The organism is Lysobacter sp. Soil_N_51 (genome assembly GCF_057655755.1).
The window spans coordinates 85951-98274 of record NZ_JBDGLR010000004.1; the positions used below are offsets into that span (position 1 = coordinate 85951).

The 12324-nt window shown below is 66.4% G+C and carries 9 protein-coding genes; 6 read left to right on the forward strand and 3 right to left on the reverse strand.

The genetic code is table 11. From position 1 onward, the window contains the following. Nucleotides 1-132 precede the first annotated feature (132 nt). The 3 genes from AC3A4T_RS08180 (at nucleotide 133) to gyrA (ending at nucleotide 5834) form a co-directional block, all read left to right on the forward strand. Nucleotides 133-912 (forward strand): DUF3011 domain-containing protein, encoded by a 780-nt coding sequence (locus AC3A4T_RS08180; protein WP_487674928.1) that lies wholly within the window; start codon nucleotides 133-135, stop codon nucleotides 910-912. 162 nt (nucleotides 913-1074) lie between these two features. Beyond that, nucleotides 1075-2133: an S-methyl-5-thioribose-1-phosphate isomerase gene (gene mtnA, locus AC3A4T_RS08185; RefSeq protein WP_487674929.1), complete on the forward strand. Its 1059-nt coding sequence runs from the start codon at nucleotides 1075-1077 to the stop codon at nucleotides 2131-2133. A gap of 932 nt (nucleotides 2134-3065) precedes the next feature. Continuing rightward, nucleotides 3066-5834, forward strand: a complete 2769-nt coding sequence (gene gyrA / locus AC3A4T_RS08190) for a DNA gyrase subunit A (RefSeq protein ID WP_487674930.1) — start codon at nucleotides 3066-3068, stop codon at nucleotides 5832-5834. Between the two features lie 127 nt (nucleotides 5835-5961). Here the strand turns inward: gyrA and AC3A4T_RS08195 are convergent, their stop codons facing one another. From AC3A4T_RS08195 to AC3A4T_RS08205, 3 genes are all read right to left on the reverse strand, one after another. Continuing rightward, the gene (locus tag AC3A4T_RS08195) at nucleotides 5962-6984 is read right to left on the reverse strand and encodes a Gfo/Idh/MocA family oxidoreductase (protein ID WP_487674931.1); all 1023 of its coding nucleotides are present in this window, start codon (nucleotides 6982-6984) and stop codon (nucleotides 5962-5964) included. Between the two features lie 68 nt (nucleotides 6985-7052). Further along, nucleotides 7053-8045, reverse strand: a complete 993-nt coding sequence (gene iolG / locus AC3A4T_RS08200; RefSeq protein ID WP_487674932.1) for an inositol 2-dehydrogenase — start codon at nucleotides 8043-8045, stop codon at nucleotides 7053-7055. Then, nucleotides 8038-8904, reverse strand: a complete 867-nt coding sequence (locus tag AC3A4T_RS08205) for a MurR/RpiR family transcriptional regulator (RefSeq protein ID WP_036104288.1) — start codon at nucleotides 8902-8904, stop codon at nucleotides 8038-8040. The genes iolG and AC3A4T_RS08205 overlap by 8 nt, the downstream gene beginning before the upstream one ends. A gap of 217 nt (nucleotides 8905-9121) precedes the next feature. Between AC3A4T_RS08205 and AC3A4T_RS08210 the strand changes: the two genes are divergently transcribed. The 3 genes from AC3A4T_RS08210 to AC3A4T_RS08220 all read left to right on the forward strand — a co-directional run bounded on the left by AC3A4T_RS08210 (nucleotide 9122) and on the right by AC3A4T_RS08220 (nucleotide 12284). Then, on the forward strand, nucleotides 9122-10201 hold the full coding sequence (locus AC3A4T_RS08210; RefSeq protein WP_487674933.1) for a sugar ABC transporter substrate-binding protein: 1080 nt from the start codon (nucleotides 9122-9124) through the stop codon (nucleotides 10199-10201). Nucleotides 10202-10372: 171 nt separating this feature from the next. Beyond that, complete coding sequence (locus AC3A4T_RS08215) at nucleotides 10373-11482, forward strand: ABC transporter permease (RefSeq protein WP_487674934.1); 1110 nt, start codon at nucleotides 10373-10375, stop codon at nucleotides 11480-11482. A gap of 10 nt (nucleotides 11483-11492) precedes the next feature. Beyond that, nucleotides 11493-12284: an ATP-binding cassette domain-containing protein gene (locus AC3A4T_RS08220; protein WP_487674935.1), complete on the forward strand. Its 792-nt coding sequence runs from the start codon at nucleotides 11493-11495 to the stop codon at nucleotides 12282-12284. Nucleotides 12285-12324 lie beyond the last annotated feature (40 nt).

Genomic DNA, 12324 nt, shown 5'->3' on the forward strand with positions numbered 1-12324 from the left:
CAGGGCGCAAACTAAGCACCTCATGAACAAAACGGTCGCATCGTTAACGTGATTCGCGAACACGACGAAATCTTGAGCTGGCGTTAAGCGGGTTCGGCTAGAGTCCTCGACAAATCGACAAGGAGCACAAGCATGTCCGCACGCATTCTTTCCAGTCTGGGTCTGATGGTGGGCTTGGGGTTGTCCGCGGGCGTCGCCCAGGCAGCGCCGCAGTACAACGATTACGGTTCCAACAACGGCGTCATCCGCTGCGAATCCGACGGCGGCCGTCAGCGCCGTTGCGATGCCGATACGCGAGGCGGCGTGCAACTGAGCCGCCAGCTGTCCAGCTCCTCGTGCATCCAGGGCCGCAGTTGGGGTTACGACCGCAACGGCATCTGGGTGTCGGAAGGTTGCCGCGCCGAATTCGCGCTCGGCCGCGGCGGTGGCTGGAACGGCGGTGGCGGCGGTTGGAACGGCGGCGGCAACGGCGACGTGGTGCGCTGCGAATCCGACGGTGGCCGTCAGCGCAGCTGCAGCATCAACGGCAACCGCGCGCGTCTGCAGCGCCAGCTGTCCAGCACGACCTGCGTCGAGGGCCAGAACTGGGGTTCGCGTCCGGGCCAGGTGTGGGTGTCCGGCGGTTGCCGCGGTGAGTTCATCGCCACCCGTGGCGGCGGTTGGAACGGCGGTGGTGGCGGCTGGAACGGTGGCGGCGGCAACAACGGCGGCGGCTGGAGCGGTGGCGGTCAGGAGATTTCCTGCGAGTCCAACAACAACCGTCAGAACCGCTGCAACATGAGCGTGCGTCGCGACGTGCGCCTGCTGCGCCAGAACTCGGGTTCGCCGTGCATCGAAGGCCAGACCTGGGGTTGGGACCGCAACGGCGTGTGGGTGTCGAACGGTTGCCGCGGTCGCTTCCAGGTCAACTGATCGCGTTCGATAGACCATCGCGCTCGATCCACGCGACGCTCGTACCCATCGCCCCGGCCGCAAGGTCGGGGCGATGTCGTTCATGGCGGCGGCGGGTCCGATGGGCCTGGCCGCGACGCGGATGTTTCAGGCCCGACACCTGCATCCGTTAAACTCGACGGCATGAACGACACTATCGATTTCGACCGTTACGACCGCATCCGCCCGATCCGCTGGACCGGCCAGGCCCTGGAACTGCTGGACCAGCGCAAGCTGCCGTTCGCGGTGGAGTACGTGTCCTGCGAAGACAGCGATGCGGTCGCCGCGGCGATCCATGCGCTGACCGTGCGCGGCGCGCCCGCGATCGGCATCGCCGCGGCCTGGGGCGTGGTGCTGGCGGCCAAGGCGATCGAGGCCGCCGACGGCGCCACCGCGCTGGCGCGGATCGAGCCGGCCATGCAGCGCCTCAATGCGGCCCGCCCGACCGCGGTCAACCTGGCCTGGGCGCTGGCGCGCATGCGCCGCGTGCTGGCCGCCGCGGGCGCGGATTGGCGCGAAGTGCTCGCGCGCGAAGCGCAGGCGATCGCCGACGAAGACCTGGCCGCGAACCGGCGCATGGGCGCGCTCGGCGCGGCCCTGATCGAACCGGGCAACGGCGTGCTGACTCACTGCAATACCGGCTCGCTGGCCACCGCCGGTTTCGGCACCGCGCTCGGCGTGATCCGCGCCGGCGTCGCCCAGGGCCGCATCGCCCAGGTGTATGCCGGCGAGACCCGGCCGTGGCTGCAGGGCGCGCGGCTGACCGTGTGGGAGCTGGAGCAGGACGGCATCGCGCCGATCCTGATCGCCGACTCGGCCGCCTCGCATCTGATGAAGACCGGCAAGGTCGGTTGGGTGATCGTCGGCGCCGACCGCATCTGCGCCAACGGCGACACCGCCAACAAGATCGGCACCTACCAGCTGGCGATCGCCGCGCGCCACCACGGCGTCAAGTTCATGGTCGCCGCGCCGTCGTCGACGGTCGACATGGACACCGCGTCCGGCGATCTGATCGAGATCGAGGAGCGCGACCCGGGCGAGTTGTTCGCGGTCGGCGGTAACCGCACCGCGGCCGAGCGGGTCGGCGCCTGGAACCCGGTGTTCGACGTGACGCCGCACGAGCTGATCGACGCGATCGTGACCGAGCGCGGAGTGATCGAGCGGCCGGATGCGGCGGCGATGAAAGTGGCGTTCGGGGTGTGAGGCGTTCGGTCTGTTTGGCGGCTGCGAGTTGAGGTTTCGACTGGCGTCAGCGCGATTGGGTTTGATTGCCGTTGGCTTGGAACGCTGGGATCTTTAGCGAGCTAGTTCCGGGCCGTCATTCCCACCAAGGCGGGCTCTGTTTTACTTCGGCGTAGCCGAATATCCAGAGCCTTCACCGTCATCCTTTCAGAACGTCATTCCCGCGAACGCGGGAGTCCAGTGACTTCAAACGTTATCGCGTGAAAGCCGCTGGATATTCGGCTACACCGAAGTAAAGCAGAGCCCGCCTTGGTGGGAATGACGGTAGGAAAGGGCGGCAGCACTTCTGACTAAGCAGGCTCGCCTCGGTGTTGCCAGGCATGCAGTGCCTTTAGATCGTCATTCCCGCGAAGGCGGGAGTCCAGAGGCTTCAGCGTCATTTACCGAGGTCGTCATTCCCGCGAACGCGGGAATGACGGCTGGTGAGTGCGCGGTTCTCTTGATTGAGTTCAGTAGTCTTGATTGATTGATTGAGCGCAGCAGTCTCGATTATTTGGGCAGTTCTCCTGAGCGCGCAGCCATCTCGCGCCAGTCCCAGGCTCTGCATATCGCGAAGGCCTGCCAGCACAGGCGCGCGAAGGCCGCTGAAGGCCATTTGAAGCCCGCCTCAAGCGCCCGCCAAAACTCCCGGCGCGGACAACCCCAATCCCACCCCGCGCCCAATGCTGCAATGCAGCTGAAAAACCCCGCCAAGTGCTTGTTTCTGCGTGGGAATCAGGCTCCCGTGAAATCGGGTTTTGTGCTATGATTTCCTGTCGTTTTGATGCCGCCCCGAGCGAGCTGCAGGACAGGCCCGCAGGGACCCTGTTTTCAGCCATATCCGCGGCGTTCCGCAAGGGACGCCGACGCCGTTCGCCCGGGTTGTTCGACTCACCGCCCGCAACGGAACCCTGATGGCCGAACTCGCCAAGGAAATCATCCAGGTCAATCTCGAAGACGAGATGCGCCGCAGCTACCTCGATTACGCCATGAGCGTGATCGTCGGACGCGCGCTTCCCGACGTCCGAGACGGCCTCAAGCCTGTGCATCGCCGCGTCCTGTACGCCATGAGCGAGCTGGGCGCCCACAGCAACAAGCCGCATTTCAAGTCGGCGCGTATCGTCGGCGACGTGATCGGTAAGTACCACCCGCACGGCGATCAGTCGGTCTACGACACGCTGGTGCGCATGGCGCAACCGTTCTCGCTGCGCTACCTGCTGGTCGATGGCCAGGGCAACTTCGGTTCGGTCGACGGCGACTCCGCCGCGGCGATGCGTTACACCGAGTCGCGCATGGCCAAGCTCACCCACGAGCTGATGGCCGACATCGACAAGGAAACCGTCGATTTCCAGCCCAATTACGACGAAAAGGAACTCGAACCCACGGTCATGCCGACCCGGGTGCCGAACCTGCTCATCAACGGCTCGGCCGGTATCGCCGTGGGCATGGCGACCAACATCCCGCCGCACAATCTGTCGGAAGTGATCAACGCGACCATCGCCTTGATCAACGCGCCGGAACTCGACGTCGATGCGCTGATGGAATACATCCCCGGTCCGGACTTCCCGACCGCGGGCATCATCAACGGCACCGCCGGCATCATCAACGCCTACCGCACCGGCCGCGGCCGGGTGCGGATGCGTGCGCGCGCCGAGATCGAGGTCAACCAGGACACCGGCCGCGAAGCGATCGCGGTCACCGAGATCCCGTACCAGGTCAACAAGGCGCGTCTGATCGAGAAGATCGCCGAGCTGGTCAAGGAAAAGCGCCTGGAAGGCATCAGCGAGTTGCGCGACGAGTCCGACAAGGACGGCATGCGCATCTTCATCGAGGTCAAGCGCGGCGAATCGGCCGAGGTGGTGCTCAACAACCTCTATCAGCAGACCCAGATGGAGTCGGTGTTCGGCATCAACATGGTGGCGCTGGTCGACGGCCGCCCGCAGTTGCTGAACCTCAAGCAGATCCTCGAAGCCTTCATCCGTCACCGCCGCGAAGTGGTGACCCGCCGCACCATCTTCGAACTGCGCAAGGCGCGTCAGCGCGCGCATATTTTGGAAGGTCTGACGGTCGCGCTCGCCAACATCGACGAGATGATCGAACTGATCAAGACCTCGGCCAATCCCAACGAAGCGCGCGAGCGCATGTTGGAGAAGACCTGGGAGCCGGGCCTGGTCGGCGCGCTGCTGGCCGCGGCCGGTTCCGAGGCCTCGCGTCCGGAGGATCTCGCCGCCGAGTTCGGCCTGCACGACGGCCGGTATCAGCTGACCGAGACGCAGGCCACGCAGATCCTGGAAATGCGCCTGCACCGCCTGACCGGCCTGGAGCAGGAAAAGCTCACCGACGAATACAAGGTGCTGCTGGAGGCCATCCGCGGCCTGATCGAGATTCTCGAGAATCCCGACGTGCTGCTGGAGGTGATCCGCACCGAACTGCTCAATCTGAAGGAAGAATTCGGCGACGCGCGCCGCAGCGAAATCCGCGCGAGCGAAGAAGACCTCGACATCCTCGACCTGATCGCGCCGGAGGACGTGGTGGTGACCCTGTCGCATTCGGGTTACGCCAAGCGTCAGCCGGTCAGCGCCTACCGCGCGCAGAAGCGCGGCGGCAAGGGCCGCAACGCGGCGATGACCAAGGACGAGGATTTCATCGACAAGTTGTGGCTGGTCAACACCCACGACACCTTGCTGACGTTCACCAGCACCGGCCGGGTGTTCTGGCTGCCGGTGCATCAGCTGCCCGACGCCGGCCCGAACGCGCGCGGCCGTCCGATCATCAACTGGCTGGCGCTGGAAGCCGGCGAGCAGGTGCAGGCGGTGCTGCCGGTGCGCGCCTACGACGACAGCCACTTCGTGTTCTTCGCCACCCGCAACGGCATGGTCAAGAAGACTCCGCTGACCGAGTTCGCCTATCGACTGGCGCGCGGCAAGATCGCGATCAATCTCGACGACGGCGATGCCCTGGTCGATGTGGCGCTGACCAACGGCCAGCGCGAAGTGATGCTGTTCGCGAGCAACGGCAAGGCCGTGCGCTTCGCCGAGAGCGGTCGCGAGGACGATGCCGACGCGGTCGAGGAATCGGCCGAGATCGATGGCGCCGAAGACAGCGGCGAAGACGGCATCGAAACCGAGGCCGGCGTTGAAGCCGTGGCCGAAGGCGAGGGCGCCGACCGGTCGCGTCGCGGCAAGGGTGGCGTGCGTTCCACCGGCCGCAACAGCCGTGGCGTGCGCGGCATCAAGCTGGCGAAGGGCGAGTCGGTGGTGAGCATGATCGTGATCGACGGCGACGGCGACATCCTCACCGCCAGTCAGCGCGGTTACGGCAAGCGCACCCCGGTCGACGAGTACCCGTGCAAGGGCCGCGGCACCCAGGGCGTGATCGCGCTGAAGACCACCGAGCGCAACGGCGCGCTGGTCGGCGCGATCCAGCTCAGCGATCACCACGAAGTGCTGATGATCTCCGACGGCGGCACCCTGGTGCGTACGCGCGCGGCGGAAATCTCCCAGGTCGGGCGCAATACCCAGGGCGTGACCCTGATGCGTCTGGCCGAGGACGAGACCTTGCAGACCATCGAACGCGTGGACGCGTCGCTGGACGAGGTCGAGGACGGCATCGAAGGCGAGGTGCCGGTCGCGCCGGTGGCCGATGCCGGCGATGCGGTGGAAACACCGACGCCGGACGCCTGATCGCCGTTTGAATGAGCCTTGAGAAAACGCCGCCTTCGGGCGGCGTTTTCTTTTGCGTTCGCATTCGACCGGCGCGCCGCTCGCCTCGGCCGCTAAGAGGCGGTGCGGGCAGCTCGGCTCGAACCGATCACAAGTCCACCGGCTGCCGCGTCTGCAGGGATTCGCGCAAGGCGATCGCGATGCGGGTGGCTTCGGCCGCGTCCTCGAGGTCGAGATCGAACGGCTGATCGTCGAGCACCGCATCGACGAAATGCGAGCACTGGCTCAGGAAGGCGTCGCCGAACCGCTCGAAGAAGTTCGCCGTCGACAGGCTGCGCACGCCGTGCGCGTCGGCGATCTCGAGCCGGTCCACGCGCGGATTGCGGCCGATGCTGAGCTTGCCGGCGGTACCGACCACGTCGGTGCAGGTTTCGTGGCCGTGGGCCTGGGTGCGCGAGGCATAGAACATGGCCATGCAGCCGTTGTCGAACTCGCATACGGCCACGCCGTTGTCGATGTCGCCGATGCCTTGCAGGTCCGGATACGCGGCGATCGTGCCCATCGCGTAAACCCGCCGCGCCTTGGGCCGGCCCAACAGCCAACGCGCCAGATCGACGTCGTGCACGCTGCAATCGAGGAACAGGCCGCCGCTGGTCGGGGCGAATTTGACGAACGCGCCTGTGGGATCGAACAGGTCGGCGGTCTGCGAATAGACCAGGAACGGTTTGCCGATCGCGCCGTCGTCGATGCGGGTCTTGGCTTGGCGGTAACTGGCGTCGAAGTGGCGCACGAACCCGACCATCGCGCGCAATCCCGGATGGCGCCGGGCGTGCTCGACCGTGCGCCGGCATTCGTCCATCTGCAGCGACAGCGGCTTCTCGCAGAACACGTGCTTGCCCGCGTCCAGCGCTTGTTCGATCTGTTGCGGGTGCAGCGAGGTCGGGGTGATCAGGAACACCGCGTCCAGCTCCGGATCGGCCAGCATCGCGGCGTAGTCGGCATAGGCGCGCTGCACGCCCAGATGCTCGCGCGCCCAGTCGATTTCGTCCGCGATCGGACTGCAGACCGCGTCCAGGCGCGCCCTGGGCACGTGTCTGGCGAGATTCTCGGCATAGCGCCGGCCCAGGCGGCCGAGGCCGGCGACCCCGATTTTCAGCAACTTCTGACTCATGACTACCTCTGTTGGCGCGCTGTCGGATGAGCGCGGCGGCGATGCGCGCGATCGGGCCGCCGTCGTGTTCAGATCGAGCAGTCCAGGGCCCGGCCTTCGCGCCACGAGCGCGTGGCCAGTTCGGCCAGTTCCAGCGCCTTGATCCCGTCGTCGATGTTCGGATGCAGCGGCGTGCCGTGGCTCAAGCCATCGAAGAAATGCTCGATTTCCAGCGCGTACGCCGCGCGGTAGCGCTCCAGGAAAAACGCCTCGGGCGTGTCCTGGCTGATCGCCTGGGCGCTCCACGCCACCACTTCGGTCGGGCGCTGATTGCCAGCCTGCAGCAGGCCGCGGCTGCCGAGCACTTCGAAGCGCTGGTCGTAGCCATAAGCCGCGCGGCGCGAGGTATTGATCTGGCACAGCGCGCCGTCGCGCGTGCGCAAGGTGACCGCGGCGGTGGTGAGATCGCCGGCGGCGGCGATGTCGGCGAACTCCGGCGCCGCGCCGGTCGCGTAGACGCTGACCGCTTCGGCGCCGAGGATCCAGCGGAAGATGTCGAAGTCGTGGATCAGCATGTCCTTGAACACGCCGCCGGAGCGGGCGATGTAGTCCAGCGGCGGCGGGCCGGGGTCGCGGCTGGTGATCAGCAGCACTTCCGGCGCGCCGATCTCGCCGGCGTCCAGGCGCTGCTTGAGCGCGCGGAAGGTCGGATCGAAACGGCGCTGGAACCCGATCATGCAGGCCACGCCGGTGCGCGCGATCGTGTCGGCGCAGGCGCGCGCGCGGCCGACGTCCAGATCGACCGGCTTCTCGCAGAAGATCGCCTTGCCCGCGAGCGCCGAGCGCTGGATCAGGTCGGCGTGGGTGTCGGTGCTCGAACCGATCACCACCGCGGCCACGGCCGGATCGGCCAGGGCCTGTTCGGCGGTGACGACGCGCGCGCCGTGCGCGTGCGCCAGCTCGGCCGCGGCAGGTTCGTGCACGTCGACGACATAACGCAGGCGCGCCTTCGGGTGACGGGCCAGATTGGCCGCGTGGATCTTGCCGATGCGTCCGGCGCCGAACAAAGCCACTTCAATCATCGTATTCCCCGGGACGGTTGGTTTCTTCGACCTTGAGTTCGAGCTCGTAGGTCAGGGCGACGAACAAGGCCTGGCACAGGCAGATCGTGCTGGTCAGCGCGCGGAACGCGAACGCGCTGCCTTCCTGCACCTTGAGCAGCACGTCGGCGTAGTTGGCCAGCGGCCCGAGTTCGCTTTCGGTGACCGCCAGCACCTTGGCGTGGCGCTCGCGCGCCACCCGCGCGCAGAACAGGGTTTCCTTGCCGTAGGGCGGAAAGCTGATCGCGATCAGCACGTCGTTCTTGCCGATGCTGCGGATCTGCTCGCGATGCATGCCGCCCAGGCCGGTGATCAGGTGCACGCGCTTGTTGGTGTGCTGCAGGGCGTAGGCGATGTAGCTGGCGATGCTGAAACTGCGGCGCACCGCGACCACGTAGATGTTCTCGGCCTTGACCAGCAGGTCGACCGCGCTCTGGAAGCGTTCGGCGTCGAATTCGGCGGCGAGTTCGTCCAGGCCCAGGCGGCTGGCGTCGATGAAGCGCAACGCCATCTGCGCGCTGGTCATGCGCCCGCCGTCGTCCTCGATCACCCGGCGGATGCGTTGCTGGTAGCTGCGTGCCGGCGCGACCTGCTCGGTGTAGGCGTTGCGGAACAGCGCCTGCATCTCGGTGAAGCCGGAAAAGCCGAAGCGCTGGGCGAAGCGCACCACCGCCGAGCTGTGCACGCCGCTGCCCTCGGCGATTTCGTTGATGCGCTGGACCATCAGGTTGGCGCGTTGCTGTTCGATGTAGCGGGCCACGCTCTGCAACTGGCGCGGCAGGTTGTCGAACTCGGCGGCGATGCCTTGCATCAGCTCATCGACTCCCTGGTAGGTGGACATGCGGGCTCCTGGAGTGGTGTGGGTGTCTTTATGCCTGAAATGGAATTTAAATTCTAGTTTTAAAAATGTTGCACTGCGGGTTGCAAAACCGAATTCCTTGCCCCTATGCTCGGCCCCCATCGAGTCGTTGCTGCCGTTCCGCGGTCGCAGCGGCGGTCCGTAGCCGGCCTGGCCGGCCCATAGGGGAGTGGGGTGTATGCACGTTGTAGCGGCATTTGTGAACGGGCGATTCGGCCTGCGCTCGGCTTCGATCGCATTGGCGCTGGCGCTCAGCGCGTGCTCGGGCGGCGGCGACGCTCCGTCCGCGGCGGCGCCCGGCGGCAGCGGCGCCGCCAGCGGCAACAGCAACGAACGTTATGTGCTGGTCAGCCATGCGCCGGATTCGGATTCGTGGTGGAACACGATCAAGAACTCGGTCGTCGATGCCGGCGAGGATTTCGGCGTGGCCGTGGACTACCGCAATCCGCCCAACGGCGACTTGGCCGACATGGCGCGGCTGATCGAGCAGTCGGCCGCGCGCAATTACGCCGGCGTGGCCACCTCGATCGCCGATTTCAGCGTGCTGTCCAAGGCCGCCTCGCGCGTCACCGGCAAGGGCATCGCCCTGGTCACGATCAATTCCGGCACGCGCGAACAGAGCAGGCAACTCGACGCGATCATGCACATCGGCCAGCCCGAGTACGACGCCGGCAAGGCCGCCGGCGAACGCGCCAAGGCCGCCGGGGTGACCTCGTTCCTGTGCGTGAACCACTACGCGACCAATCTGGCCTCGGTGGAGCGCTGCAAGGGCTTCGCCGACGCGCTCGGCGCCGACCTGCGCGCGTCGATGCTCGACACCGGCGTGGACCCCACCGTGGTCTCGAGCAAGGTCGGCGCCTACCTGCGCAACAACCCCAAGACCGGCGCGGTGCTCGCGCTGGGCCCGAACTCGGCCGAACCGACCCTGCAGGTGCTCAAGCAGATGGGCCTGGCCGGCAAGATTTTCTTCGCCACCTTCGATCTGTCGCCGACCATCGTGCAGGGCATCGAGGACGGCGAACTGAATTTCGCCATCGACCAGCAGCCGTATCTGCAGGGCTATCTGGCGATCGCCGCGCTGAAGATCGCCCACGACGAAGGCAGCCGCGATCCGGCGGTGATCGTCGCCAAGCTGCGCGCCCATCCCAAGATCCAGGCGCGGCTGAAGCAGTACGCGCTGGAGCCCGTATACACCGCCGACGGCGTCAGTTCCGGCCCCGGCTTCGTCACCCGCGAGCGGCTCGATGTGATCAAGAAGTACGCGGGCCAATACCGCTGAGAACCTATCGCTGAGTTCATGGCGCTGAATAGCTGGCGCCGAATACGTAGCGCCTGGCGTGTCCGATCACCGCGTGCGAGCCGGCCTGGAGCCGCGGTCGCGTCGACGGCGCTCGTCCGCTTTCGCACGGAGATCCCGATGAGTACGACGTTCCCTCACATGGCGACTTCCATGAACGACCTTACCGGCCAACGCAAGGACGAGCGCGTGCGGCCCATCCCCTTCTGGCGCGCGTTCGCGGCCCGGCCCGAATTCGGGTCCCTGGCCGGCGCCGTGCTGGTGTTCGCTCTGTTCGGGGTGTTCGCCGGCGATTCGGGCATGTTCAATCTCGACGGCGTGATGAACTGGTCGCAGGTCGCCGCCTATCTGGGGATCATCGCGGTCGGCGCGTGCCTGCTGATGATCGCCGGCGAATTCGATCTGTCGATCGGTTCGATGATCGGCTTCGCCGGCATGCTGATGGCGGTGCCGGCGATGTTTCTGGGCTGGCCGATGTGGGCGGCGGTGTTGTTCACCTTCGTGTGCTGCGCCGCGCTGGGCTGGCTCAACGGGTATCTGGTGGTGCGCACCGGCCTGCCCAGTTTCATCGTCACGCTCGCCTTCATGTTCATCCTGCGCGGCCTGACCCTGGTGCTGTCCACGCATTTCTCCAACAGCACCGTGGTCAGCGGCGTCGGCGAGGCGGTCGCGCGCGATCCGCTGATCAGCGCCTTGTTCCGCGGCGCGGCCTTGCCGGGGCTGTTCGAATGGCTCGCCAACAGCGGCGTGATCGATCGCCTGCCCAATGGCAAGCCGGTGGTCGAGGGCATTCCCAAGGTCTTGCTGTGGTGGGGCGCGCTGGCCGCGGCCGCGGGTTTCGTGCTGTCGCAGACCCGCACCGGCAACTGGATCTTCACCGTCGGCGGCGACGCCAACGCGGCCAAGAACGTCGGCGTGCCGGTGCGAAAGGTCAAGATCGGCCTGTTCGTGGTCACCGCGTTGTGCGCCTGCCTGTTCGGCGTGCTGCAGGTGGCCGACATCGGTTCGGCGGCGGCCGATCGCGGCTTGCAGAAAGAGTTCGAGGCGATCATCGCCGCGGTCATCGGCGGCGCCTTGCTGACCGGCGGCTACGGCTCGATCCGCGGCGCCTGCATCGGCGCGTTGATCTTCGGCGTGGTCCAGATCGGCATTTCCTACACCGACATCAACTCGGATTGGTACCGCGTGTTTCTCGGCGCGATGCTGCTGCTGGCGGTGTTGTTGAACCACTACATCCGCCTGCGCGCGACCGGCGCGAAGTGAGGGTATGGCCATGAACGACGACTGCATCCTGCAATTGGAAAACGTCAGCAAATACTTCGGCAGCGTGATCTCGCTCAAGGACGTGAGCCTGCGCCTGCGCCGCGGCGAGGTGCATTGCCTGCTCGGCGACAACGGCGCCGGCAAGTCCACCCTGATCAAGACGCTTGCCGGCGTTCACCGCCCGAGCGAGGGCCGCTACCTGGTCGAGGGCCAGCCGGTGTGCTTCAAGTCGCCGCGCGAAGCGCTTGATCGCGGCATCGCCACGGTCTATCAGGACCTCGCGCTGGTGCCGTTGATGAGCGTGGCGCGCAATTTCTTCGCCGGACGCGAGCCGCGACGCAAGCTGATGGGCCTGATCCCGGTGATGGACATGGACTTCGCCGCCGATACGGCGATGAGCAAGCTCGCCGAGATGGGCATCCACGTGCGCTCGCCGCATCAGCCGGTGGGCACCATGTCCGGCGGCGAGCGGCAATGCCTGGCGATCGCGCGCGCGATCCATTTCGGCGCCAAGGTGCTGATCCTGGACGAACCCACCGCCGCGCTCGGGGTCAAGCAGAGCTGCAACGTGTTGATGCTGATCCATCAGGCGCGCGAGCGCGGCATCTCGGTGATCTTCATCACCCACAACGTCCATCACGCCTATCCGATCGGCGACAGCTTCACCGTGCTCAACCGCGGCCAGTCGATGGGCAGTTTCGCCAAGCACGAGATCAGCAAGGAACGCGTGCTCGACATGATGGCCGGCGGCAGCGAGATCCAGACCTTGTTCGACCGGCTCGAAGGACGCAGCGCCGCATGAACCGCGCACGCCGGCCCCCACCGTTTTCCGGAACCTGCTC

Bases quoted from the DNA above. Each gene is read 5' to 3' on its own strand.
- AC3A4T_RS08180 (WP_487674928.1), top strand. From the start codon at position 133: ATGTCCGCACGCATTCTTTCCAGTCTGGGTCTGATGGTGGGCTTGGGG.
- mtnA (WP_487674929.1), top strand. From the start codon at position 1,075: ATGAACGACACTATCGATTTCGACCGTTACGACCGCATCCGCCCGATC.
- gyrA (WP_487674930.1), top strand. From the start codon at position 3,066: ATGGCCGAACTCGCCAAGGAAATCATCCAGGTCAATCTCGAAGACGAG.
- AC3A4T_RS08195 (WP_487674931.1), bottom strand. From the start codon at position 6,984: ATGAGTCAGAAGTTGCTGAAAATCGGGGTCGCCGGCCTCGGCCGCCTG.
- iolG (WP_487674932.1), bottom strand. From the start codon at position 8,045: ATGATTGAAGTGGCTTTGTTCGGCGCCGGACGCATCGGCAAGATCCAC.
- AC3A4T_RS08205 (WP_036104288.1), bottom strand. From the start codon at position 8,904: ATGTCCACCTACCAGGGAGTCGATGAGCTGATGCAAGGCATCGCCGCC.
- AC3A4T_RS08215 (WP_487674934.1), top strand. From the start codon at position 10,373: ATGAACGACCTTACCGGCCAACGCAAGGACGAGCGCGTGCGGCCCATC.
- AC3A4T_RS08220 (WP_487674935.1), top strand. From the start codon at position 11,493: ATGAACGACGACTGCATCCTGCAATTGGAAAACGTCAGCAAATACTTC.